This window comes from Pseudoalteromonas rhizosphaerae (assembly GCF_028885455.1).
GTDB lineage: Bacteria > Pseudomonadota > Gammaproteobacteria > Enterobacterales > Alteromonadaceae > Pseudoalteromonas > Pseudoalteromonas rhizosphaerae.
In genome coordinates this window covers 826,113-851,108 of the sequence record NZ_CP118496.1, presented here as the reverse complement: position 1 = coordinate 851,108, position 24,996 = coordinate 826,113, and the positions used below count along the sequence as shown (strand labels likewise).

The 24,996-nt window shown below is 40.4% G+C and carries 26 protein-coding genes; 8 read left to right on the top strand and 18 right to left on the bottom strand.

The features are described from left to right. Positions 1-9: 9 nt before the first annotated feature. On the bottom strand, positions 10-1,365 hold the full coding sequence (gene mpl / locus PVK79_RS03770) for a UDP-N-acetylmuramate:L-alanyl-gamma-D-glutamyl-meso-diaminopimelate ligase (RefSeq protein WP_145235101.1): 1,356 nt from the start codon (positions 1,363-1,365) through the stop codon (positions 10-12). Between the two features lie 590 nt (positions 1,366-1,955). On the opposite strand from mpl, the gene PVK79_RS03765 reads away from it, so the two are divergent. Continuing rightward, positions 1,956-4,868, top strand: a complete 2,913-nt coding sequence (locus tag PVK79_RS03765) for a TonB-dependent receptor domain-containing protein (protein ID WP_257325330.1) — start codon at positions 1,956-1,958, stop codon at positions 4,866-4,868. 80 nt (positions 4,869-4,948) lie between these two features. Here PVK79_RS03765 and PVK79_RS03760 read toward each other — a convergent pair whose 3' ends face one another. Genes PVK79_RS03760 through folB form a run of 3 tightly spaced genes read right to left on the bottom strand, consistent with a single transcriptional unit; the run spans position 4,949 to position 6,592 of the window. Continuing rightward, positions 4,949-5,749 (bottom strand): undecaprenyl-diphosphate phosphatase, encoded by an 801-nt coding sequence (locus PVK79_RS03760; protein ID WP_257325329.1) that lies wholly within the window; start codon positions 5,747-5,749, stop codon positions 4,949-4,951. After that, positions 5,746-6,234 carry a 2-amino-4-hydroxy-6-hydroxymethyldihydropteridine diphosphokinase gene (gene folK, locus PVK79_RS03755; RefSeq protein ID WP_145235095.1) on the bottom strand — a complete coding sequence of 163 codons (489 nt, stop codon included), beginning with the start codon at positions 6,232-6,234 and terminating at the stop codon, positions 5,746-5,748. The genes PVK79_RS03760 and folK overlap by 4 nt, the downstream gene beginning before the upstream one ends. A 1-nt stretch (position 6,235) precedes the next feature. Further along, positions 6,236-6,592 carry a dihydroneopterin aldolase gene (gene folB / locus PVK79_RS03750; RefSeq protein WP_257325328.1) on the bottom strand — a complete coding sequence of 119 codons (357 nt, stop codon included), beginning with the start codon at positions 6,590-6,592 and terminating at the stop codon, positions 6,236-6,238. 269 nt (positions 6,593-6,861) lie between these two features. Between folB and plsY the strand changes: the two genes are divergently transcribed. After that, positions 6,862-7,476 carry a glycerol-3-phosphate 1-O-acyltransferase PlsY gene (gene plsY, locus PVK79_RS03745; protein WP_145235091.1) on the top strand — a complete coding sequence of 205 codons (615 nt, stop codon included), beginning with the start codon at positions 6,862-6,864 and terminating at the stop codon, positions 7,474-7,476. 2 nt (positions 7,477-7,478) lie between these two features. Here plsY and tsaD read toward each other — a convergent pair whose 3' ends face one another. The 3 genes from tsaD to PVK79_RS03730 form a co-directional block, all read right to left on the bottom strand. Further along, complete coding sequence (gene tsaD / locus PVK79_RS03740) at positions 7,479-8,492, bottom strand: tRNA (adenosine(37)-N6)-threonylcarbamoyltransferase complex transferase subunit TsaD (protein ID WP_145235089.1); 1,014 nt, start codon at positions 8,490-8,492, stop codon at positions 7,479-7,481. A 72-nt stretch (positions 8,493-8,564) separates the two neighbouring features. After that, positions 8,565-9,155 (bottom strand): YjaG family protein, encoded by a 591-nt coding sequence (locus PVK79_RS03735; protein WP_145235087.1) that lies wholly within the window; start codon positions 9,153-9,155, stop codon positions 8,565-8,567. Further along, positions 9,148-9,504 (bottom strand): putative signal transducing protein, encoded by a 357-nt coding sequence (locus PVK79_RS03730; protein WP_145235085.1) that lies wholly within the window; start codon positions 9,502-9,504, stop codon positions 9,148-9,150. The genes PVK79_RS03735 and PVK79_RS03730 overlap by 8 nt, the downstream gene beginning before the upstream one ends. 76 nt (positions 9,505-9,580) lie before the next feature. Here PVK79_RS03730 and PVK79_RS03725 point away from each other — a divergent pair, with 76 nt between their 5' ends. From PVK79_RS03725 to PVK79_RS03710, 4 genes are all read left to right on the top strand, one after another. Beyond that, complete coding sequence (locus PVK79_RS03725; protein ID WP_257325327.1) at positions 9,581-9,988, top strand: DUF2721 domain-containing protein; 408 nt, start codon at positions 9,581-9,583, stop codon at positions 9,986-9,988. A gap of 50 nt (positions 9,989-10,038) precedes the next feature. Next, positions 10,039-11,562, top strand: a complete 1,524-nt coding sequence (locus PVK79_RS03720; protein ID WP_257325326.1) for a response regulator — start codon at positions 10,039-10,041, stop codon at positions 11,560-11,562. Between the two features lie 120 nt (positions 11,563-11,682). After that, positions 11,683-12,570, top strand: coding sequence for a LysR family transcriptional regulator (locus PVK79_RS03715; protein ID WP_257325325.1), 888 nt, complete (start codon positions 11,683-11,685; stop codon positions 12,568-12,570). Positions 12,571-12,688: 118 nt separating this feature from the next. Further along, a complete protein-coding gene (locus PVK79_RS03710; RefSeq protein WP_257325324.1) occupies positions 12,689-13,309 on the top strand; it encodes a 2OG-Fe(II) oxygenase in 621 nt (206 codons plus the stop codon). 2 nt (positions 13,310-13,311) lie between these two features. On the opposite strand, the gene ubiA is transcribed toward PVK79_RS03710, so the two are convergent. Together ubiA and PVK79_RS03700 are read right to left on the bottom strand one after the other, a co-directional pair. Then, on the bottom strand, positions 13,312-14,190 hold the full coding sequence (gene ubiA / locus PVK79_RS03705; protein ID WP_145235074.1) for a 4-hydroxybenzoate octaprenyltransferase: 879 nt from the start codon (positions 14,188-14,190) through the stop codon (positions 13,312-13,314). Next, complete coding sequence (locus tag PVK79_RS03700; RefSeq protein ID WP_182731748.1) at positions 14,187-14,732, bottom strand: chorismate--pyruvate lyase family protein; 546 nt, start codon at positions 14,730-14,732, stop codon at positions 14,187-14,189. Before PVK79_RS03700 ends, ubiA begins: the two co-directional genes overlap by 4 nt. 154 nt (positions 14,733-14,886) lie before the next feature. Between PVK79_RS03700 and PVK79_RS03695 the strand changes: the two genes are divergently transcribed. Then, complete coding sequence (locus tag PVK79_RS03695) at positions 14,887-15,294, top strand: flagellar basal body-associated protein FliL (protein WP_145235070.1); 408 nt, start codon at positions 14,887-14,889, stop codon at positions 15,292-15,294. 21 nt (positions 15,295-15,315) lie between these two features. On the opposite strand, the gene glpG is transcribed toward PVK79_RS03695, so the two are convergent. The 6 genes from glpG to PVK79_RS03665 form a co-directional block, all read right to left on the bottom strand. Then, positions 15,316-16,137 carry a rhomboid family intramembrane serine protease GlpG gene (glpG, locus tag PVK79_RS03690; protein ID WP_182731773.1) on the bottom strand — a complete coding sequence of 274 codons (822 nt, stop codon included), beginning with the start codon at positions 16,135-16,137 and terminating at the stop codon, positions 15,316-15,318. Beyond that, positions 16,134-16,451 carry a thiosulfate sulfurtransferase GlpE gene (gene glpE / locus PVK79_RS03685; RefSeq protein WP_145235068.1) on the bottom strand — a complete coding sequence of 106 codons (318 nt, stop codon included), beginning with the start codon at positions 16,449-16,451 and terminating at the stop codon, positions 16,134-16,136. Before glpE ends, glpG begins: the two co-directional genes overlap by 4 nt. 66 nt (positions 16,452-16,517) lie before the next feature. Continuing rightward, positions 16,518-17,543: an L-threonine 3-dehydrogenase gene (gene tdh, locus PVK79_RS03680; protein WP_182718390.1), complete on the bottom strand. Its 1,026-nt coding sequence runs from the start codon at positions 17,541-17,543 to the stop codon at positions 16,518-16,520. Positions 17,544-17,597: 54 nt separating this feature from the next. Beyond that, positions 17,598-18,794 (bottom strand): glycine C-acetyltransferase, encoded by a 1,197-nt coding sequence (locus PVK79_RS03675; RefSeq protein WP_145235063.1) that lies wholly within the window; start codon positions 18,792-18,794, stop codon positions 17,598-17,600. Positions 18,795-18,948: 154 nt separating this feature from the next. After that, on the bottom strand, positions 18,949-19,503 hold the full coding sequence (gmhB, locus tag PVK79_RS03670) for a D-glycero-beta-D-manno-heptose 1,7-bisphosphate 7-phosphatase (RefSeq protein WP_257325323.1): 555 nt from the start codon (positions 19,501-19,503) through the stop codon (positions 18,949-18,951). Continuing rightward, positions 19,500-20,558, bottom strand: a complete 1,059-nt coding sequence (locus tag PVK79_RS03665) for a glycosyltransferase family 9 protein (RefSeq protein WP_182778808.1) — start codon at positions 20,556-20,558, stop codon at positions 19,500-19,502. The genes gmhB and PVK79_RS03665 overlap by 4 nt, the downstream gene beginning before the upstream one ends. Before the next feature lie 128 nt (positions 20,559-20,686). Between PVK79_RS03665 and PVK79_RS03660 the strand changes: the two genes are divergently transcribed. Further along, positions 20,687-21,409 carry a 3-deoxy-D-manno-octulosonic acid kinase gene (locus PVK79_RS03660; protein ID WP_257325322.1) on the top strand — a complete coding sequence of 241 codons (723 nt, stop codon included), beginning with the start codon at positions 20,687-20,689 and terminating at the stop codon, positions 21,407-21,409. A gap of 3 nt (positions 21,410-21,412) precedes the next feature. Here the strand turns inward: PVK79_RS03660 and hldE are convergent, their stop codons facing one another. The 3 genes from hldE to PVK79_RS03645 are packed head-to-tail and all read right to left on the bottom strand — an operon-like array spanning position 21,413 to position 24,966. Beyond that, positions 21,413-22,852: a bifunctional D-glycero-beta-D-manno-heptose-7-phosphate kinase/D-glycero-beta-D-manno-heptose 1-phosphate adenylyltransferase HldE gene (gene hldE / locus PVK79_RS03655; RefSeq protein WP_145235054.1), complete on the bottom strand. Its 1,440-nt coding sequence runs from the start codon at positions 22,850-22,852 to the stop codon at positions 21,413-21,415. Next, the gene (locus PVK79_RS03650; protein WP_257325321.1) at positions 22,852-23,442 is read right to left on the bottom strand and encodes a D-sedoheptulose-7-phosphate isomerase; all 591 of its coding nucleotides are present in this window, start codon (positions 23,440-23,442) and stop codon (positions 22,852-22,854) included. Before PVK79_RS03650 ends, hldE begins: the two co-directional genes overlap by 1 nt. A gap of 33 nt (positions 23,443-23,475) precedes the next feature. Then, positions 23,476-24,966, bottom strand: coding sequence for a capsule assembly Wzi family protein (locus PVK79_RS03645; RefSeq protein ID WP_257325320.1), 1,491 nt, complete (start codon positions 24,964-24,966; stop codon positions 23,476-23,478). Positions 24,967-24,996 lie beyond the last annotated feature (30 nt).

The following is a 24,996-nucleotide window of genomic DNA, read 5'->3' as shown; positions in this document are numbered from 1 at the left end:
CGCTCCGGTTTATTGCTGGATAAATTTATGCTGCAAAGCTGTTATCAATGTGTCGTGGAGGCCATTAAAGCCACCATTACTCATGATTAAAATATGTTGCTGCGGTTGCGCTTGGGAGACTACTTGTTCAACGATCTCATCTGTATTACTCAAGCATAACATACCAGCCTGTTTGGCCTGCTCACTTAATGACCAGGTTAAATTATCTGGCTCGAATAAATACACATCATCAGCATCAGCTAATGACGCCAATAACGTATGTTGATGTACACCCATTTTCATAGTGTTTGAGCGCGGCTCTAATATCGCAATAATTTTTTCATTGCCTACTTTTGCACGCAACCCAGCAAGCGTTGTAGTGATAGCTGTTGGGTGATGAGCAAAGTCGTCATACACTTTAATATTGGCAATATCGGCTTTTAGCTCCATCCTACGTTTAGGACTAATAAATTCCCCTAACCCTGCAATGCTATGTTCAATTGCAATCCCGACATGGCGCGCGGCAGCAATAGCCATAATAGCGTTTTTAACATTGTGCTCACCAAACGCTTGCCATTTTACTGAGCCTTGGTATTCATCATTGAGTAACACTGCAAATTCACTGCCATCGGCATTAATCAGCTCATATCCCCAATCAGCGCCCAGTGTTTCACTTTCGCTCCAACAACCTTGGTTAATCACATCTTGCACAGCATCGTCTTGTTGTGGCCAAATAACTTTGCCGCTACTTGGTAGTGTACGCATCAAATGATGAAATTGTTTTTTAATAGCGTTTAAATCTTCAAAAATATCAGCATGATCAAACTCAAGATTGTTTAAAATCAGTGTGCGCGGTAAGTAATGAACAAACTTACTGCGTTTATCAAAAAATGCAGTGTCGTATTCATCAGCTTCAATAACAAAAAATGGCGTTTCGCCAACCCGTGCCGACAAACCAAAATTTTGCACGATACCACCGATCAAGAATCCTGGCTTTAAACCCGCAAATTCTAAAATCCATGCCAGCATACTTGCAGTGGTGGTTTTACCATGAGTTCCAGCAACCGCCAGTACCCAGGAGTTTTGTAATAAATTATGCTTTAACCATTCAGGGCCGGAAGTATACGCTAAGCCCTTGTCCAATACATATTCAACACATGGGTTACCACGACTCATTGCATTGCCAATAATCACCATATCTGGTGCAGGTTCTAACTGAGAGACATCGTAGCCTTGGGTTAATTTAATACCAAGCTCTTCAAGTTGCGTGCTCATTGGCGGATATACGTTTAGATCAGAGCCCGTGACTGTATGACCTAGCGACTTAGCTATCGCTGCAATGCCACCCATAAAGGTGCCGCAAATGCCTAAAATATGAATATGCATATTATTCCTTTGCCGCTAAACATAGCTTACGCAGCGCTAAAAAATAGATAATAGATGAGGTGCCATAATGCCAAAAATAGCGTTCAGTTACCATTGCCATCTAACACAACACTTGTGCTAAATGACAACGAATAAGTATATAAGTTAAATAGTTCCCTTACTTATGCCTAACCGCTCAAGTATTGCGCGACACTTTTTAAACAAAATTAACTTCAAAGATCATTTTACAAACAAAATAATTAATAGTTAATTGCAAAATGGTTAATGATCAAGATAACTCAATGTTATGAAAATACTAAAAACAAAAAAACGTAAAGCTATGAATACAAACAATATAATTTGAAATCAAGACGATACCAATAAATACCCATAATAAAAACAAAAAACACTTTTTAGCAACAAAAGACATATTTACCCCACAAAAGACTCTATTTGGGTACTGTGATAAAACATCGCACTAAATTACATTTGGTTACATTGAAAGGCATATATTTAACCTCAAAGTTAATATGGCTAACAATGTAAGTCCTTTGTGAATTCCATCAAGTTAAATTACCCACAGGGTAAACCTTGTCGAAATTAAAGGTGTTATGTTGAAAAAATTAAATCTTATTACAGCTGCAATTAATGCAGTATTAATTACTGGTACTGTTGGTGCTGCCAATGCATTTGCACAAGAAGCAACTGACGTAAAACCTGTCGAGCGCATTCAAGTAACAGGTTCGAAAATAAAGCGATTTAACCTTACTTCACCGACACCAGTTACGGTGATCAGTGGCGTTGAGATGGAAAATGCCGGCATTACTAACGTTAATGATTTATTAGCTGAGCTACCGCAAGCAACGGTTGGCCTATCTCCGGAAACCACTACTAGCTTTATTTATGCATCAGGATTAAACACCACCGATTTACGTGGTTTAGGGTCTGAGCGCACACTGGTATTAGTAAATGGTCGCCGCTTTGTCGCAGGTTCAGTAGGCAGCACTGCGGTAGATTTAAATAATATTCCAACAACTCTGATCGAACGAGTAGAAATCGCCACAGGCGGTGCAGCAGCAGTATATGGTGCCGACGCTGTAGCAGGTGTCGTAAACATCATCACAAAAAAATCATTTGATGGCATTGAAATTGATGCATCTACGATTCGTCCAGAACAAAGCGGTGGCGAGCAAAACTTTTTCTCTATCACCGGTGGTATGGAAGGTGACAAGCTATCGTTTGTAACGTCTCTTAACTACTCAAAAACAGATAGCTATAACAAGTTAAGTCGTGATTTTTACCGTAATCCTGTAACTTCATACGCAAACCCAGCCAATAAATCTGGTACCGATGGTATTCCTGAGCGCGTTATATTAGGTAAGCAAAGTACCCTTGGCTATTACTCTGAAGGCGGTGACTTTTTCAGTAAAACAGGTTCGTTAACTGACGATCATTACAACAACCATCACTGGGCATTTGATAATAGCGGTAACGTACAAGCATTTGATTATGGTCTAGGTCGCGTAGAAAACTCTGGCGTGCCTAACGCATCAGCTAATAACCGTTATTACGCAGATGCTAATAACCCAGGTAATGGTGTTTTTAGTCATGGTTACAAAAGCTACTTTCAAACTCCATTAGAGCGCGCTATTTTATCAACGTATGGTACATACGAAATTAATGACGACCATGCTGCAACATTTGATTTTACTTGGTCTGACTCAAAAGCAACGGCTGAAAGCTCGCCAGCTTTCTTTGCTCACACGATTCGTCGTGATAATGCCTTTATCCGCGATGATATGGCTAAGATTATGGATGCTAACGGGTTAGATAAAGTTACTTTGCGCCAAGCTAACGAAAATCTATGGGGTGATCGCGCCTATCAACAAGATCGTTCGGTGATCCGTGCATCTCTTGGTTTTGAAGGCATTTTAAACGATGACTGGGGCTACAGCACCTATGTGCAGTATGGCCGTATCGAACAAGATACCTTATGGCGCGGTGAAGTATTAGAGCAAAATTTAGTCAATGCGATAGATGCTGTAGAACTTAATGGCCAAATCGTGTGTGCAGTTCGTGATGCCGATGGTAATGTCACAGGTGAACGTGAAGGGTGTGTTGCTTTTAACCCTATGGGCGCACAAAGTGCTTCTCAAGCACAGCTTAATTATATAGCAACAAATGCTACGCGTAATGCCAAACAAGACCAGCTAGTTGTTGCTGCAACATTTGATGGTTTATTATTTGAATTACCAGCAGGTGCTGTCGCTGCCGCATTTACCGTTGAACATCGCCGAGAAAGCGCCGAGACTCATCCTGATCACGCAATGCAAAATGGCCTTATTTTTGGGAACTCAAGCTTGCCAATGAAAGGTGATATCGATGTAAATGAATTCTCAACAGAGATCTCAGTGCCATTGCTTGTAGATCATTTTTTAGCAACTGACTTAACCTTTGAAACTGCGTACCGCTATATGGATTACTCGGTTACTGGTGGTGATGATGCGTGGAAATTATCATTAAACTGGGGCGTTACAGACGAAGTACGTGTGCGTTTAAATCGTTCAAAATCAGTACGTGCACCAAGCCTAAGTGACTTATTTACGCCAAGCTCACAAACGTTTAATTCAGGCCGTAAAGACCCATGTCGTGCTGATGAAATTACCAGCTCAGGTAGCGAATATAAAGCAAATGTAATCGCTAACTGTCAAGCGGACGGTTTAGCTGAAGGTTGGATGCCAACTGCCGATTGGCAAGCCGCTGGTAGCCTGCCAGGTTTTGTACAAGGTAACCAAGCACTAAAAAACGAAACATCAAACGATTACACTATTGGCTTGATCTACACTCCTGAATTTATTGAAGGCTTAGATTTAACTCTTGATTACTGGTCATTTGAAATTGAAGGTGCGATTCAATACTTTGGACGTGATAGCGTAGAACTATGTTATGAGTCATCATCGCTAGACAACCCATTTTGCTCAAACTTCGTACGAAATAAAGAAACGGGCGACATCATTAACTATTATGAGCGTCCAATTAATGCTTCTATCATCGCCAAAAAAGGCCTAGATATTGAAACTGCTTACCGCACAGAATTAGGGTATGGTGATTTAGCAATTAAACTTACTGCAACTTACCTAGAAGAAGACAGTGAAAACCCAACCGGTCGTACGGCAGATTTCCGCTCAAATGTAGGTGAAATGGCAGATCCTCGCTGGAAAGGTCGCTTTAACGCAATCTACTCACATGATGATTCAAGTTACATTTTAACGGCTAATTACCGCCATAGTAGTGTAGAAAGTAATGAATGGAACATTGAAGATAATAACTACAATGATATCCCGTCTTACACAACGTTCGATTTTATGTACAAAACTTATCTATTAGATGAATTACAAGTACGTATTGGTGTAAACAATATCCTAGACCGTGCACCACCTCGTAATCCATTCACTTATGATAATGGTGAGTTCTTTGACGTTAAAGGTCGTCGCTTATCGATGGGTGCAAAATACACTTTCTAATTGAAGGGTATATTGGCTTATAAAAAACGCCTTAGCTCATTGAGCTAAGGCGTTTTTATTTATCTTTAATAAACGCAGTGCTACATCATCAAAAATACAATTAAACCTACGCCCAATAATAATCGATAGATAACAAATGGCATCATCCCCATACGTTCAATTATTTTTAAGAACAGGAAAATACACGCATACGCAGAGATAAACGATAAACCTGCACCTAAAATTAACGTTGTCCAATCAACTACATGATCCCCTAATGCCAGCTCAATGGTGTAATACAAGCCCATCATTGAGATCACTGGAATTGCGAGTAAAAATGAAAAACGCGCAGCGCTTTGTTTATTCATCCCCAGCATTAAACCGGCGGTCATAGTAATACCCGAGCGTGATGTACCTGGGATCATCGCCATCGCTTGCGCCATGCCGATCATCAGTGCTGATTTCCAAGTTAATTGATAAATTGTTTTAGTTTGCTTACCTTTTACGTCGGCATACCAAAGTAATAAACCAAACAAAATGGTAGTGATTGCAATTACCCACGCACTGCGTAAATAGAGCTCGATTAAGTCTTTAAAAATTAAACCCAGTACAGCGGCTGGTATTGTGCCTAAAATAATCCACCAGCCAAGTTTACTGTCATCTGTTGCACCTTGTGCACCAAATGATTTAAACCATGCAGCAAGTATTTCGACAACTTCTTTTCTGAAGTAAATTATTACGGCAATCAGCGTGCCTACATGCACAGCAACATCGAAGGCAAGGCCTTGATCTTGCCAGCCAAGAATTTGTGAAGGGAGAATGAGATGAGCTGAGCTTGAAATAGGTAAAAACTCAGTTAATCCCTGGATCAGGGCTAAAACAATAATTTCGATAATACTCATGGGTTAGTAAACTCCACCTTCCATAGTTTTTGCTTAGGGTTGTTGTAAGTATTCCACAACTGGGCAATTGTTTGCTTTGCTGTAGGATGATAAAAATCGGGGGCTATTTCTGCCAATGGCTGCAGGACAAAGGCATTTTTGGTGATTTCATCACGGGGTAACTGTGCAGGAGAATCACACACTACATCATCGTAAAACAGTAAATCTAGATCGAGTGTACGCGGGCTAAATTTTTTATCGTTATTTGTACGACCATTCTCTCGTTCAATCTGTTTGAGTAACTGACATAACTGGGGAAGCGGTATCTGTGTTTGTGCACCAATGACTGAGTTGTAAAAGTTATTACCTGCAAAGCCAACTGCTTCGCTTTCAAAGACACTGGAATGCTCGAATTCTACAAGGTGTGCTTTTAGGGCGATTAACGCTTGGCGGATATAATGTTCTTTATCAACATTAGAGCCAAGGCTAATATAAATTTGCGCCATCTTAACGTGCCTTGAGTCGGGTAATTTCAACACCTACAGTGCGTGCTTGCGCGACGGCTGCGGGTTTACTAACTCGAATGGTAACTTGTATTGTAGCAAACTCGGTTAAAATGATAGCCGCTAGTTGCTCTACTAAGGTCTCCAATAACTCAACAGGCTTTGCTGTCGTGTGCGCGATTACTCTCTCACTTACCTTTGCGTAATCAAGTGCTAAGGCAATGTCATCGGTTTTTGCTGCGGGTTTAATATCACACAGCATCTCGATATCAAAATACAAACTCTGTTTAGTTTCTTTTTCAAAATCGTACACGCCTATGATAGTGTCAACATGTAGTTGCGATATAAAAACCTTATCCATAACTGCTCCAACTGGCAAAAACTTAAAACTCATTGACTTGAGTCTACATCGGCTATAATTTGCATTTATAGCCTTTATACACTTTAACTGTGTTTTATTATGTAAAAATTACCCATACAATAGCCTATAGGTACATCATGTAAAAATTACCCATATGATATAAGCGTATAGATACATTATGTATCTGCTATTTGAACCACGAAAAGTAAGAATGCAATTTTTGCGGCCAATGATAGCCGAAAAACTGCGATTAAAAAATAAGGAAGCGCGTGATAGCCGTTTTAATGTTAGTTTTAGCCTATTTACTCGGGTCGATTTCATCAGCCATTCTAGTGTCTCGGCTATTTAAACTACCCGATCCTCGCAGCAATGGCTCAAACAACCCTGGCGCAACTAATGTTTATCGTCTTGGTGGGGCTGTTCCAGCCTGCTTAGTCTTAGTGTTTGATATTCTCAAAGGGACTATTCCTGTCTGGGGCGCTTATTTTTTACAACTTGAACCACTAATGCTGGGATTGATAGGGGTTGCTGCGTGTTTAGGACATATGTTTCCGGTATTCTTTCACTTTAAAGGCGGTAAAGCAGTTGCAACTGCATTTGGAACATTGCTACCCATTGGCTTGTTGTTAGGCGGGTTATTAATTTCAACCTGGGTGGCTGTTGTTGCTATTACACGCTATTCGTCACTTGGGGCATTAGTTGCCGTTTCTTTAGCGCCATTATACACTTGGTGGATCAAACCGCTTTATACCTTACCAGTAACATTTTTAACTATTTTGATTATCTTTCGCCACCACGCCAATATTAAACGTTTATTTAGTGGCAAAGAACCTAAAATTGGTGACAAAAAAACGCCACCAACTAAAGATGATAACAATACTTAAATTTAAATAGCCTCTAAACTATCTATCGGCCAACGTGGTTTCGTTTTCATATCAAGGCTGGCAAACTGCCCAGCCTTTAAGCGCTGCATACCCGCATAGGCGATCATGGCACCATTGTCAGTACAAAACTCTGTGCGCGGATAATAAACCTGTCCTTTCATGCCTTGCATTACACGCTCTAGTTGCGCACGTAGCTGTATATTGGCGCTTACACCACCGGCAATTACTAAGCGATTTATACCCGTTTGCTTTAAAGCACGCTTACATTTAATAACTAATGTATCAATAACTGCGGTTTGAAACGCATGAGCGATATCGGCTTTGGTTTGCTGATCATCGTCATTATTACGAATAGTAATTGCAGCCGCCGTTTTCAAGCCGCTAAAACTAAAGTCAAGGCCCGGTTTATCTGTCATTGGTCGTGGGAAAATAAAGCGCTTAGGAACACCTTGCTCAGCAAGTTTAGCTAACCGTGGCCCACCAGGGTAATCTAAACCAAGTAACTTAGCTGTTTTATCAAATGCTTCGCCTGCAGCATCATCTACCGATTCACCCAATACTTCATACTGACCAATCCCAGCGACTTTAACCATCATGGTGTGTCCACCTGATACGAGTAAAGCAATAAACGGAAATTCAGGCACGTTTTCTTCAAGCATTGGCGCCAGTAGATGGCCCTCCATATGATGAACAGCCACTGCTGGAATATTCCACCCATAGGCAAGTGAGCGTCCAATTGAAGTACCCACTAATAATGCTCCCACCAGTCCTGGGCCTGCAGTGTAAGCAATACCATCGATATCTTCAGGTCCGCAACCGGCCTGTGCAAAAGCAGCATCGATTAATGGCAAGGTTTTACGAACATGATCTCGAGATGCAAGTTCAGGCACTACACCGCCATAATCTGCATGCACTTTTACTTGGCTATAGAGTTGATGAGCAAGTAGACCTTGTTCATCATCATAGATTGCAATTCCCGTTTCATCACACGACGATTCAATGCCTAAAATTCGCACTGCAGTTTTCTCCCATGCCCTTTGGCACTTTTAAATTCTTAAAATAAATCTCTTAATCAGAGTTTTGGTTACTTAAAGTGTAATACCAATGTTTGTTTGTCCATCAGCGATAGCATGTTGCTTTAACGCTTTCACATTTTCAGCTGTTACTCTGCCCATCTGCTCAACAAAATCAATTAACTCGCCTAACACTTCAATTTCGTATTGCATTAACGGATGTTCACGTACCGCTGTATTATCAGCCAGCTCACCTTCAACCGTTAATTGATATTCAATAAAACGCGCAACAGTCGCCTGAGAGATTTTACTAATGCTGATAAATTCTTGCTCATCTTTGGCAATTAAACCATGCATTAAACCTAATAAGGCAGTGGCGGCATCTATAGCAGGATAAGTACCGAACATATCAAAATCAGCGAGTTCTGGAACATTAGGCTCTATTTTCTCAATTTGCTTTTCAAGGCTTATTTTACTTTTCGGCAGTAAGATTTTTTCCCAACACAAATTAAGTGCACTGCGTAAAATAGCTTCGTCACCAAATCCTGTTGCTTCACTAAATAAACCATAATTAGGTAGCATGCGTTCAATTAATGCTGCTGCCAGTACCGCTTGCTGCAAATAGTTAAGCTCTCTTATACGCTGAAAATTATTCGCTTTAGTCATTATTTGGTGTCCTACAAGACCAACAAATTTCAAATGTTGGCCCATTATGCTCATTACAGTTGGGGCATACCCAATCAGGAGCGGATTGTTGTACTTGAGTGTAGTTTACCAATATTTGCCGCGCCTGGCGCTCTTTAATCACAAAAACCTGCACTCTCACTTGAGTTTGATCTAAAGGTATTTCGCCAGCAGCTCCTTGCAAGGACTCACCAAGTAACTGGCACTCAATATTGCTGTTAAGTAATAACCCTTTGACAATGTTTGCCTCTACCGCATTTGCAGCGCAATAGATTGTTAACCATTGAAATGGTGTTTGCTCTGTATTGTTGTTATTTATTCTATTTTGCAATGACAACCTCTTTTACTTTGCGATTAAATTCCCCTAAGCTACTCTAAGCGAAGTAATTGTTATATAGGAAATAATCATGACCCTCACAACACCTGGACTGCTGTTCCCTGCAATCTCTTTGTTGTTATTAGCATATACCAACCGGTTTTTAGTGCTAGCACAATTAATTCGTGAACTTAACGCCCGCGAAGGAGAGACTATTCGACCATTAGTCGTTGCGCAAATAACTAACTTGAGAAAACGCATTAAACTCATTAGAACCATGCAAGTCTATGGCGTTGCATCTTTTTTAATGTGTACACTTTCAATGTTTGCATTATTTATCGAGTTTAAAACCACTGGCGTAATTTTATTTGGTATTAGCTTAGCCAGCCTTGCGCTATCGTTGTTAACCTCTTTATATGAAATACATATTTCATGTGACGCAATTGAAATTGAACTTAAAAACATTGAAAAAAAACCACTGAGCAACAAGGCAGACTAAAAAACAAGCACTATACTATTTAGGAGAATGATAAAACTAAAGGTGTAAATGTGAACGACTTTTTATTTTCAGAAAATGCCATTGAAGAGTCAGAAACTCAGTCACCACAGGCGTTTTGGAATATTCTCGTGGTCGATGATGAAGATGATATTCACCAAGTCACTAAGCTTGTGTTATCAGGATTTACTTTTGAAGATAAAGCCTTATGTTTGCACCATGCTTACTCAGCGCAAGCCGCAAAAGAATTATTACAACAAGATCTCGATTTTTCGGTTGGCCTAATTGATGTAGTCATGGAAACTAGCCATGCGGGTTTAGACCTAATAAAATTTATCCGTGATGATATCAATAACCACGACATCCGCCTTATTCTTCGAACAGGTCAACCTGGCGAAGCCCCTGAAGAAGCTGTGATACGTGAATACGACATTAACGATTACAAAAATAAAACTGAGCTGACGGCAATAAAAATGAAAACATTATTGTATTCAGCTCTGCGTTCACATCGTGATATTCAAATTATTGAGCGTCATAGAAAAGGTCTTGAAAAAATAATCAACGCTTCTAGCTCATTTTTAAAATGCGATAGTGTCCATGAATTTGCATCAACAATTTTATCCCATGTAACCAATGTTATGGGCTTAGATGATACTGAAATGTATTGTGCAGCAGCTGTTAACCAACAAACATCCCCAGCCACTGATTTTAAGCTACTGGCAGCCTCTGGTGTTGAGCCTGAACCTAATGCCAATATGATCCCTGAAGATGTAAAGCAATTATTTGTTGAGGCACACAATCGCAAATCATCCCAAAAAACCATGCATGACTACATTGGCTATTTTCCAACTCAGGCAGGCCTCGAAACAATGCTGTATGTACGTAAAGGTTCGTTATTAGGAACCACCGATTATCAACTTTTGGAGTTTTTTGCCAACAATATTGCTCTGGCTTACGATAACCTGAAATTACGCGAAATGATGAAGGATTCGCAAAAAGAGCTATCGTATATTCTCGGTGAAGCCGTTGAAAAACGTTCAAAAGAAACCGGTTCACATGTTAAAAGAGTTGCGCACTATAGTGAACTGTTAGGTAAGTTATATGGCTTAAATAACTTTGAGTGTGAAGTGATAAAACTCGCCTCACCCTTACACGATATTGGAAAAATAAGTATTCCAGATCATATTCTCAATAAACCCGGTAAGCTGAATGATCAAGAGTGGGCCATTATGCAAACTCACGCCGAAGTTGGTTATGATATTCTGAAGAGTTCGAATAATGAAATCTTAAAGTGTGGTTCAATCATTGCGTATACACATCATGAAAAATGGGACGGCTCTGGCTACCCAAATCAACTTGCAGGTAAAGATATTCATATTGTTGGCCGTATTACAGCTCTAGCGGATGTTTTTGATGCCCTTGGCAGTGATCGTTGCTACAAAAAAGCTTGGCCACTTGAAGAGGTGCTCGATTTGCTCAAGAAGCAGAGTGGCAAACAGTTTGAACCGAAACTTGTGGACATATTTCTTAACAATTTAGCACTTTTTTTGGAGATAAAAGAGCGTTACCCTAACTGATAATTGTAAAAATTATGTAAAATACACTTTTCAAATTGGGTACAATGGATTACTATCCATTAAATTAATATCAATTATGTTCGCCAGTAGTGCGGCTTACTTATACAAAGGACTATAAAAGTGAGATTTGAACAATTAGAGCAATTTGTGGCTTTAGGTCAGCTACGACATTTTCGCCAAGCGGCCGAAACAACCAAAATTAGCACCTCAGCATTAACTCGCAGCATTCAAACCTTAGAGGACGAAGTTGGCTATGAATTAGTCAAACGTTCGACTCGCTCAGTGAAACTAACAACTGAAGGTGAGCTGTTTTTAGAGTACGCACAAGACACTTTACGCAAGCTAGAAGAAACTAAAAAGCGTTTATTCCAATCAATTAATGGCTGTGCCAATGAGAAATTGGTAATTGGCTATACCAATCATGCAAGTGCAATAGTGCCTATTTCATGTGGCCAATTTCTAGCACAATACCCTCATGTAAAAATTGAAATGCAACTACAAGAACAAAGTGAGTTGGTGCGTAAGCTACAGTTAGGTGAAATTGATATTAGCGTTTGTTCGCAAGCAGTTAATAGTATTGGCAATGACATACACTTACCTGATCAACTTATTTTATTCGTTGCAAAAAGTCATCCTCTTGCGAATAAGAACAATCTTTGCAAACAAGATTTAAATGATTACCCTATGTATAGTTGTTTTTCACAATCAAAACAAATTCAAACTATGTTGAATGAGGCTGTCGATAGCTTAAACAAGACCAGCAGTATAAAAGTTGGCAGTATTGAGCAAGTAATGGACGGGTTGTGTAAATCAAACCATGTTGCAATTAGCAGTATTGAACATGCAAGTTCGGTCGCAGAGAATAATAATCTGCTCCAGTTAAAAACCAATAAGAACTTAGCTCATGAGCAATTGATTGTACAAACCAGCCAGCAAGTTACTGCTGACGACCCAATAAACCAGCTCCTGTCATTAATAGAAAAGACAGCGTTATCAATTAATTCTTAAGTAACAGCATGAAAACCAAGCCTAAAGCAGAACTCAGGCTTGGTTTCTAAATCTTCAGTAGTACCTTTGCATCATTTTAAGCTAAACTACGCGCCTTCCCTGCTATATAGTACAATTAATGAGCCTTAACCTGATCCCTGGACGTTATTTAACTGACATAGAAACTCATGGCTACGCCGTGATCGAAAATATGTTTGCTGAAACACTGACTAACGCGTTGATAGAAGATTGTTATCGTATCAACCCCAATTTCAAATCAGCAGGTATTGGCCGTCAGCAGGATTTACAAATAGACAAGAGCATACGCACCGACAAGACCTTTTGGTTTGATGGTAGTAGCCAAGCTCAAATTGATTATCAAAATACGCTAGAAGATATTAGAGTAAACTTGAATCGTTATTTCTTTTTGGGTTTATTTGATTATGAGTGTCACTATGCGAAATACCAGCATGGCGACTTTTATAAAAAGCATTACGACGCATTTAAAGGGCGTTCGAACCGTGTATTTACTACTGTATTTTACTTAAATACAGTGCAATCTGGTGGTGAGTTAGTGATTTACAAACCTAAAAGTAAAGACGTTGAAATCACTATTCAGCCCAAAGCTGGCACGTTCGTGATGTTTGAAAGCGAACGCTTTATGCATGAAGTACTGCCGACAATTGATAATCGCTATTCAGTTGCGGGTTGGTTTAGGAAAAACACTTCAATCAGTGGCGTTATTGATCCACCTCGCTAACACTATAGATTAAATGGCAAGGACGCCACTAAGCCAATAAAAACGACCATACCGACATAATGATTATTTAAAAAAGCTTTAAAACAATGCTCTCTATTACGACTATGAATTAGAAATTGTTGGTAAACCAAAAAGCCACATGCCACACATAGACCAAGCCAATACGGCATTGCTAATTGACTCGTATAACCAATTAAAGCCAACAAACCTATAAATACACCATTTAGCGCAAAAATAATGATTCGATCGGCACTACCAAACAATATCGCTGTAGACTTTACGCCAATTTTCAAATCATCATCTCTGTCTACCATGGCATACATAGTATCGTAGGCCGTAGTCCACGCAATATTAGCGATAAATAACAACCAGCCAAGCAGTGGGATAGTACCTGTTGCAGCCATAAAAGCCATCGGAATAGCCCAACCAAAAGCTGCACCTAGCACTATTTGCGGTAGATTAGTGTAACGTTTCATAAATGGGTAGCTAAATGCCAATAGCAATGCCCCGACTGACAATAATATGGTTTGCCAACTGAGTAACAACACCAGTATGAAAGCAATTATGATAAGCAACAAAAATAAGCTTAATGCTTCGCCACTACTCACCAAGCCAGAAGCTAAGGGTCTTTGTGCTGTGCGTTTTACCGCGCCGTCAATTTTACGATCTGCGTAATCATTAATAACACAACCTGCGCTGCGCATAACAAATACACCAAAGCTAAATACCACAAAATTAAGTAGGCTTGGCATACCATCACTTGCAAGCCACAATGCCCAATATGTAGGCCACAATAGCAATAAAGTACCGATAGGCTTATCGGTGCGCATTAACTGCTTATAATACGGTATATGAGCAATGTGCAAGGCGGCAAATTTCATAGATATAGATAAGCCTCTGGTAAAAATATTTCAGCTACTAAAAAACGGCTTTGCGCCAACGAAAAAATACTGCGACGCCCCCACAAGGGTTTTACAACTACAGAGTATTGGCTAACAAGTTGCTGTACTGGGTGCTGACAATCAAAACGCGCTATTTCAATTTCGGTACGTTTTAAGTCCGGATGTTGAAAAATAACATCACCTAAAGGCCGATTACCCAGTGCCAATAATTGCTGTTGTTGCATATCATCGGTGGCAGGCAGCCAGCTTTGTGCGTATACCATAGGGATGCCATCACAAAGCAACAAAACCTCACGATTAATACCAATACGTTGTGAACAATCTAATAATTGTTGTTGTGAAATACTCAATTCAAACTCTTTCTCACTAAGCACTTTTACAGAGAATTCACCACACTGTGTTTTTAATTTAGCCGTCAGTGAGTTGGGCTCAAGTAGCCAGTCTTGCTCGTTACAAGACAAAGAATTGATTGATGTACCTAACTGCCAATCCGCAGTTACAGAAACAGGAAATGTGATCACGATAACTCTATTTAATAATAACCCTTTAAATGATACCACTGCCCGCGTCGGGGAAAAAGTGATGATTAATGAATATAATAGCTGCATCAGCCTGTATCTTAGCCATTATTACGTATAGACTAATAACAATTAATTACAGGGCTCTCTACTGAATATGAAAAAAACGCTTTACGCTGGCATATTAATTAGCACTTTCTTTATTAGCTTGTTTAGCAGCTTTGCAAGCAAAGCTGAATCAACTGTGGGCTACTTTGGTTTCGAACCCGATATCATTACCAACTATATTGGTCAGAGTAATAAAAAGTTAGGTTATGTGCGTATTACTGTAGATTTAATGCTCAGTGATATGTCAAACATTGCTATTGTTGAGCATCACACCCCGTTACTTAGAGATGCATTGGTAGAAATTTTATCAAAAGAGCCTGAAGAAAAAATTAAATCACTCACCGGCCGTGAAGAGATCAGAAAGCGTTGTGCCGAAAAACTCAAAACCCTGTTAAAACAAGAAACAGGGCAAGAGATCATTCGCGAAGTATTATTTACTAAATATTTATATCACTAAGTACTTATATAACTGAGTATCTTAAGCTGTTTTTTTAGTAAACAATTGAGCGGTAAACGCGTAAGCCATACCGCTTAATAGCCCACCTAAGTGCGCCCAGTTAGCCATACTTACAAACAACATGTCAGCAAAGCCTAGTACCAGCCAAATCAGCATAAAACCAATAATACCATTAGTTACTAAAGCCGGTTGTTGCGGGTTCAATGCCCGATGGATCCAACAAAACCCAAGTAAACCATAAACAACGCCACTTAAGCCGCCAAAGTTAGGGCCAACCATAATAAACTCAGCCCAATTACTAAATAGCGCGGTCACTAAAAAAAGACCTACTAAAGTACTTTTACCACTGAGCTTTTCAATACCATCGCCTAGCATGATCCACCACATAATATTAAACACTAAGTGCACAGCAGTAAAATGCACAATTGCAGGTGTAAGCCAAGTTAATGGTTGATCGGGTTTAAACTGTAATACGCTATAAATTGACTCAAAGCCACCGAGTAAGAAGGCAATGTAAATACCTACACATAATAAAGTGACCGTTTGGTTTAACCAGCTCAATGATTTAAAGCGTGCTTTTAAATTTAATTCTTGGCCTTGATAGCTCAACGGTGACTGCGTACTTCCTACTTGCCAAGATGCCTCTTGATAACGGGCATGATTGGGGTTTTCTACAAACGCTTGCCATAATGGCTGAGCTTGATGGAAATGCTCTGGGGCAACACAAATAATTACCGTTTTTCCATCTTGCGATCGAAGCTCGCCCTGTAAGCCTTGGCTTTTTATATAATCAATAAAGCCTTGTGCTGCACGTGGATTATTTATACTACCCAGTTCGATCATCGTTCCACTTGCTCCGGCAATTGGGTTTCCCACTGGGTAAAACCACCATCCATACTGTATACATCTTCAAAGCCTTGCTCAGCTAAGTAGCTGGCTGCGCCTTGTGAGCTCATACCATGATAACAAACAATAATAATTGGCTGATCAAACTCTTTGTTCATCATAAATTCGCCAATATTGGCATTTGATAAATGCTCTGAACCCGGAATATGCCCTGCTTGATACGAATTAGGATCGCGAATATCAGCAATCACGACATCATCTTTATTAAGTAGTGCTTGAGTTTCGGTAATTGAAATATGCTTAAATGCCATAGTACTCTCTTATAATTACAAAAAAGGCGACAAATGCCGCCTTTAATTCTCTTAACAAGTGGATAATTAATCCCAGTTAAGAATTACTTTCCCCGATTGGCCTGAAATCATCATATCAAAGCCAGCTTGGAAGTCATCTATTGAATATTGATGAGTGATGATTGGGTTTAGATCGAGCCCTGACTGAATAAGACTGGCCATTTTGTACCAGGTCTCAAACATTTCACGGCCATAAATCCCTTTGATCACTAAGCCTTTAAAAATCACTTGGTTCCAATCAACCGCCATATCAGATGGTGGAATACCTAGCATGGCAATTTTACCACCGTGATTCATGTTATTTAACATGCTATTAAATGCAACCGGTACGCCTGACATTTCTAGACCAATATCAAAGCCTTCTGTCATACCAAGCTCTTTAATAATATCTTCAAGCTTTTCATTAGCCACATTAACTGCACGCGTTGCGCCCATTTTACGCGCAAGGTCTAATCGGTATTCATTGACATCGGTGATCACTACATGACGTGCGCCAACATGTTTTGCAACTGCAGCAGCCATAATACCAATTGGGCCTGCACCTGTGATCAAGACATCTTCACCCACTAAATCGAATGACAGTGCTGTGTGTACTGCATTACCGAATGGGTCAAAAATAGAAGCTAACTCATCACTGATATTGTCTGGAATTTTAAATGCATTAAACGCTGGGATCACTAAATACTCGGCAAAAGCCCCCTCGCGGTTAACACCTACACCAGTGGTGTTACGGCATAAATGAACACGCCCAGCGCGACAGTTACGACAATGGCCACAGGTAATATGCCCTTCGCCCGATACTCGGTCACCAACACTAAAACCGCGAACTTCTTGACCCATATCAACCACTTCACCGACATATTCATGACCTACTACCATAGGCGTAGGAATGGTGTTTTGCGCCCACTCATCCCACTTATAAATATGTACGTCAGTACCACAAATAGCGGTTTTACGAATTTTGATTAATAAATCGTTATGCCCAACTTCAGGTTTTGGCGCATCCGTCATCCAAATACCTGGTTCTGCTTTTAATTTAGATAATGCTTTCATGAATCACACTCAATAAAAAAACCGCTGCGAAGGCAACGGTTTAAAATAAATTAATTAGATAATGCCCATTTCTTTACCAATACGGGTAAAGGCGTCAATTGCGGTATCTAATTGCTCAATGCTGTGCGCAGCAGAAATTTGTGTTCGAATACGCGCTTGGCCTTTTGGCACCACTGGAAATGAAAAACCAGTGACGTAAATGCCTTCAGCTAATAACTTATCAGCCATTGCAGACGCAACTTTAGCATCACCTAACATTACTGGAATAATCGCGTGATCTTTACCCGCACAGGTAAATCCAGCCGCTTCCATTTGCTCACGGAAGTATTTAGCGTTTGACCATAACTTAGCACGCAATTCACTGCCGTTTTCGAGCATTTCTAATACTTTGATTGATGCTGTAACGATTGAAGGCGCTAATGAGTTTGAGAATAAATATGGGCGAGAGCGCTGGCGTAACCATTCAACTATTTCTTTTTTACCTGATGTATAACCACCCGATGCACCGCCAAGCGCCTTACCTAAAGTGCCGGTAATAATATCAACACGGTCTAGCACGTTGCAGTACTCAGGTGTGCCTTTGCCGTTTTCACCGACAAAGCCAACGGCATGAGAGTCATCAACCATAACAAGTGCATTGTATTTATCAGCAAGGTCACAGACCGCTTCAAGATTACAAATAACCCCATCCATTGAGAACACACCATCGGTGGCGATTAATTTTGTTTTTGCACCCGCTTCATCGGCAGCAATCAATTGCTTTTCAAGATCTGCCATATCATTATTTGCATAACGGAAGCGCTTTGCTTTACATAAACGAACGCCATCAATGATAGAAGCATGATTTAACGAATCAGAGATAATCGCATCATCAGCGCCTAAAATTGTTTCAAATAAACCGGTATTGGCATCAAAACATGATGAATATAAAATCGTGTCTTCAGTTTCTAAAAATTCACTGATCTTCTTCTCTAATGTTTTATGAATGTCTTGTGTACCACAAATAAAGCGTACTGACGCAACACCAAAGCCATGGTCATTTAAGCCGTTTTGTGCAGCCTGGATCAGCTCAGGGCTATTCGCTAAACCTAAGTAATTATTTGCACAGAAGTTAATAACTTTATCACCAGAAGCAACTTGAATTTGTGCTTGCTGCTGCGAAGTAATAATACGCTCATTTTTATATAAGCCTTCGGCTTTTACATCTTCAATTTGCTGCTGAAGCTGAGTAAAAAACGCAGATGCTCTCATCTGTAATCTCCAAATTATTGAACGGGGTGAGCGTACTTAAGTTAACACGGCTCATCTTTGTGGCTATTGTAAAAGTTTAGTCAAACAAATGCACTGTTTGTAGTTCATCGCAGAAATAAGGAACTGACAACTTATGCTGCCAGTTTACATTGAGCTATAGCAGTATTGAGGGTAAGTCTGCTAACGAATCACAAACATGATCTGCCGAGTCGATGGCTACCGCATCAAACTCCTGCCCGGATCGTACAAGCACCCGAGTGCCAATAACCGCTTTACTTGCCGCTTGCATGTCGCTTAGTTTGTCTCCAACCATAATGCTGCCAGCTGGATTGATATGATGATCAGCGATGCCTTGCAGTAACATGCCCGGAGCTGGTTTACGACAATCACACTCTTCGAGGTATTCGGGTAATGCTTTTTTCGGGTGGTGTGGGCAAAAGTAAACATCTGTCACCTTTACTTGATGCGCAGCAAATTGGGCTATCATCCACTGTGTTAGAGCGTGAAAATCCGCCTCTGAATAGTAACCACGGCCAATACCAGATTGATTAGTCACTATGATCAGTTTATAGCCTGCATCAGCAAACGCCTTACATGCAGTAAATACGCCTGGCACAAATTCAAATTTATCCGACTCATAAACATAACCATGATCGATATTAACCACGCCATCACGGTCTAAAAATAAGGCTTTATTGATATTGCTCATAATTGCTCTTTCTCAACCACAAGGTCAAACATCAAAGCTACTTCATCAACACTTATTTGGCTCATTAGATCACTGCCTTTAACCCGTGTACCCCAAGGTAATTGCTCAGCGGTTTTACCAGTTTGCTTGAGTAAGTTTTGGTGATACACCTCAACCACGTAATTTTGATATAAATAGGGTCCAGTGCGTTTCGGGTTTGAGTGGGCATATAAACCAATAACGGGAGTGCCTACGGTGACGGCCATATGAGCAGGGCCTGTATCAGGTGCTAATACCAATGCAGCTCGTTTAAGTACGCAAAGCAACTCTTTGAGTTTGGTTTTACCCACTAAATTAAGGATTGGCGTTGTAGTGGCTGCAATAATGTCATCACTGAGCGTCACTTCAAGCTCTGTCGGGCCACCCGTGATCACCACATGAAACCCTTGCTTGTAGGCATGTTCTGCAAGCTTAGCATAGCGTTCAGCCAGCCAATTGCGTTCTTTTTTACTGGCAGCTGGAGAAATCACAAAAATTCGCCCCTCTAATCGCTCCGTACCAAGTAATTCATCAGCATTACTTTGATCATGTTCGCTGACTGGCATTTGCCAGTTTGGTTGATAATCAGGTACGCCTATCGCCTGCGCAAAGCCTTTAAAGCCTTCTAACACATGAGCCTGCTGCTGTGGTGCAATGCGCTGGTTAATAAACAAGCTATGCAATTCTTTTGAGCGCGCCCAATCAAAACCAATTTTAACTTTTGCAGGAATACAACGCGCCACTAAGTTAGCTCGAAGTGCCACTTGCATATGCAGCAACACATCAAACTTACGCCCTTTAAATTGTTGTTTTAATTGCTGATAGGCTGCTTTGCCTTGTTTTTTATCAAACACCACCAGCTCAACACCGGGTAAATCAGCTAGTAACATGGCTTCAATTTTGCCGACCACCCAGGTAACTTTTGCATTGGGGTGCGCTTTTTGAATTGCCTGCACTGCAGATACGCCATGGCAAACATCACCAATTGCTGAGAGTCTTAAAATACAAATATCTGAATAGGTGGTTAAGTCAGTCACAGGTGTCCTTTGCTTTATGCTGGATAATTATCATGATCTTAAATTAACCACCCACTATTGCAAGCACTTATGCTCGGCTTTAAAACAGGTTAAGATAGCACTATCACCTGCAATAAAATAAGTACGCCATGTTTAACCAGCAAACCATCAATGAACACATTATTTTAAGCGATCCTGAGCATAGTGCCGAAATTAGCTTAAATTGGTTTGATAATGAATATTGGCAGCAGCAAGGAAAAATTGTCGGCGCCAAAAAAGGTCGCGCAACTGCATGGTTTTTCTGCCATAACGGGCTAACAGCAGTGCTCAGGCATTATTGGCGTGGCGGTTTAGTGGGTAAAGTGCTAAGTGATCAATATGTGTTTTTTGGACTGGAAAAAACCCGTGTTTACCAAGAGTTTTCATTAATGATGAAACTGTGCGAATTAGGTCTAAATGTACCAAAGCCGATTGCAGCTAAAATATCGCAAGCTGGCTTAATTTACCGTGGCGATATAATTACTCAAGCTGTTGCAGGCGCACAAAGTGTGCTTGATATATTAAAACAACGTCCCTTTAGCGCACAAGAGTTAATTAAAGTAGCACACACGATTGCGGATTTTCATAATCATGGGGTGTATCACGCTGATTTGAATATTAACAACATTCTATTTGATGAAACGGGCGAGATATACATTATTGACTTTGACCGCGGTGAACTAAAACTCCCCGCCAGTAATTGGCAACAAGCTAATATGACCCGCCTTGCTCGTTCGTTTCATAAAGAGCAAGGCCGAAATAAAGTAATGCATTGGCAAACTACAGACTGGCAGCAGTTACACACAGCATACCAGTCCACTCTTAAAATATAGCCGTTAAGCCTTTATTTTACTGATCACTTTTGACGTAGAGCAGCCATTTAAAAACTCAAGTACTTCAACTTTTCCGCCATGGCGAAGTACATGATCAGCGCCTGCAATTTGTTCAACAGTGTAATCTCCACCCTTTACTAAGATATCAGGACTGATCAGCTCAATTAATTTAGCGGGTGTATCGTTTTCTTCAACTGCACCAAATGGAATTACCCAATCAACTGATGCCAAAGCGCTCAGCACCATAGCACGCTCATCAAGCGGGTTAATAGGGCGCTCAGGACCTTTTAAACGCGTTATTGATTCATCATTATTTAAACCGACGACTAGACGATCTCCACGTGCTTTGGCTTGTGCTAAGTAACGCACATGCCCCGCATGTAAAATGTCAAAACAACCATTGGTGAATACGATAGTTTCACCATTTTGCTTTGCAAACTCAATATGCTGAAGCACATCATCAAATGGGGTTTGATAATGCTCGCCGGTTTTTTGTAAGTATTGACCTAACTTACGACTTAACTCTTCAGGCGATACCGTAGCTGCCCCTAATTTACTCACTGCAATTCCAGCCGCAAGGTTAGCAATTTCCACAGCATCTTTAGGCTGCATTCCTGCACCTAACATCACCGCCAGAGTTGCAATAACAGTATCACCAGCGCCAGTAACATCACTGACTTCAAGCTGTTGCGCTGCAAAATCGTGTTTTTCATCGGCACTAATAAGTGACATACCTTGCTCTGAGCGAGTCAATAGCATGGCCGCGATCCCTGCATTGCTGATCAGTGCTCGAGCACTGTCTGCTAAATGCTGTTCCGAATCTGTTTTACCACCGGCAAGCTTGAATTCATTCAAGTTAGGAGTAATAAAATCAGCACCGCGATATAAGTTTAAGTCTGAGGATTTAGGATCAATTAGAACTGTTTTTCCAGCACCTTTAGCAAGTTTTATCATTTGCTGGATCAAGCTTAATGAGCCTTTGTTATAATCTGAGAACAAGACAAAGTCGTACTCATCTAATACTAATTCCAGACGGTTTAAAAGTAGTTGACTGTGTTGCTCAGTAAACATCTCTTCTAAGTCAAGTCTAACGACTTGTTGATGACGGCTAATCACACGCATTTTTGAAATAGTTGGCAAATCACAAACACTGACTAATTGTGAATCTATACGTTCATCAGCAAGAATTCGCTCTAATATTTGGCCGCTTTCATCTTCACCAATTAAACCCAACAAGCCAACTTTACCATCTAAACGGGCAATATTTTTTGCCACGTTTGCGGCGCCACCGGCTTTATCTTCAAATTTACTTACTTTCACTATAGGCACAGGTGCTTCTGGCGATATGCGCCCTGAATCACCATGCCAATAACGGTCAAGCATCACATCCCCAACCACTAATATTTTAGCGTTAGACAGTTTTTTTAATAACGCTAAATCCATTAACTCTGCCCCGCTACAACCATATCAATGGCTTCACATAACCAATGACCAATAAACATATGTGCTTCTTGAATACGTGCGGTTTCGTCATCTTTAATAATAATGGATAATTTAGCGATATCTTTTACTTTACCGCCATCGCGGCCTGTAAATGCAACTGTATAAGCACCTATTTCATTTGCAGCAGCTAGCGCTAAATTAATATTAGTGCTAGTACCAGAGGTAGTTAAACCAATCACTAAATCCTCAGGCTTACATAACGCAAGAACCTGACGCTCAAAAACTGTGTCAAAGTGATAGTCATTACTATGCGCAGTTAAGATGGAAGTGTCGGTTGTTAGCGCCATAGATGCTAATGGGCCACGTTCTAATTTGTAGCGTACGACGAACTCTGCTGCTAAATGCTGAGCATCTGCTGCGCTGCCACCATTACCAAACCAAACTACTTTTCCACCAGCTTGCAAAGTACTGTGGCAAACTTCAAGCAATTGCATTACTTGAGGGTGATATGTTTCCATCGTTTCAAACAATACTTGGTGACGGGTTAAACTTTCAAGGTAGCTGCTCGCTACAGAATCAATATTAGACATGGGTAATCCTCTCAAAATTAGTCTGACTAGCTACTACCAAAAAAGTGCCACTGACAACCACGTATAGTTATCACCAAATACATCTTCGCCGTAAGTTAAAGTTGTTTCAATATTATATTCATGCCACTTTCGGTTATTACTGATTTGTAATTCAATGGCTTTTTCGTAATCTGCCGTAGTTTGACCAAACTCATTTAAATAGTTACTTTTATTTTCAATGCTGGTTACTTTTGCACGCCACATAGAACTAAAATTTTCATTATAAACAATCTCAACGGAATGAACCTGAGTCGGTGGCGCATCAGCATATACTTTTAAAGGCCCTTCGGCATGCTCGTTTAAATACCGCTGGTCTGCTGCAAAGTGACCGGTACTGAACCCGTCTTTAGTATTACCATACGTTGGGTAAACTTGATTTACGTACCATAAACTATGCATATTGGTATATTCATATCTCAACGACAATTCTTGTGTTAATTGCGGTAAGAATAAGCCTACATTTGCAACCGTGTTGCCAAACTGGTAATTTTTATGATTTTTAGTATCTTCGCCACCGTATTCAAAATAAAACTCGGTGGGCATACCCCAATCAAAATTAATACTACTGGTAATCGTGACATATTGATCACCCAGCTCATTATCACGCCCACCTTCAACCATACCTGCATTATCATTGCCGGCAGGATCAAAAAATGCTTTAACTACATCGCTAAAGCCAACATCGCGAGGCCCACCACCAAATTGCATCATACGATTAATGCCGATTTTCCAACCCTCTACAGGCTCTAAACTAATATGTGTGCCAGCTAAACGAGGTGTGCCATCATGTAATTCATTTTGATATAATATGCCTTTTTCAACATGCTCAAGCTCAGAATAGTAAAGCTCAAAATCAAAGTTCCACCAATTATGAGCTGGTGCCACCATCCCTAATGAAATAGATGGCGAGGTACGGGCATTAGTAGAAACAATCTGAGCTGATTGTTTGAACGGCGAAAACCAATGCTCTTTGTAACCAATATTTAACTGCAAGTCATCGCCAGCAAAGCTGACAAAACTATTATAATTAATAAATTTATTTTGCTTCGCGCGATAATCGACACCTACTTGCATCAAGGTATAGTCATTAGGACGCCAAATACCCTCAAAGAATACTTGCCCCCACTCATCAGAGCTCAAACCACGTTGATTGGCAAGTTTGGTTGCATTGCTGCCATCAGCACGCACCTTAACACCTACTCGAGTAATATTATCGCTGCCTTGATAAGGCTTAATTTTAGCACGTATTGCCGCGACTAAACTTGGCTGTGCATTTTGCAATTTAGTAAGTGCCGCTTCAACTTCCTTTAGGCGATAAGGCTTTGTCATCGGTGTGCCTGACGTCAATGCAAATAACGTATCGAGTTGATGATCAAGCTGTGCATCCATGCCAATTGGTAAGTAAGCAGTTGGTGTTGCAAGTGAAGGCAATGCGCAACTCATAAAACTGGTTAATACCACGACTTTTATCAATTTGAATTTCATAACGACTATATTTTTCATTAAGGGACGCAA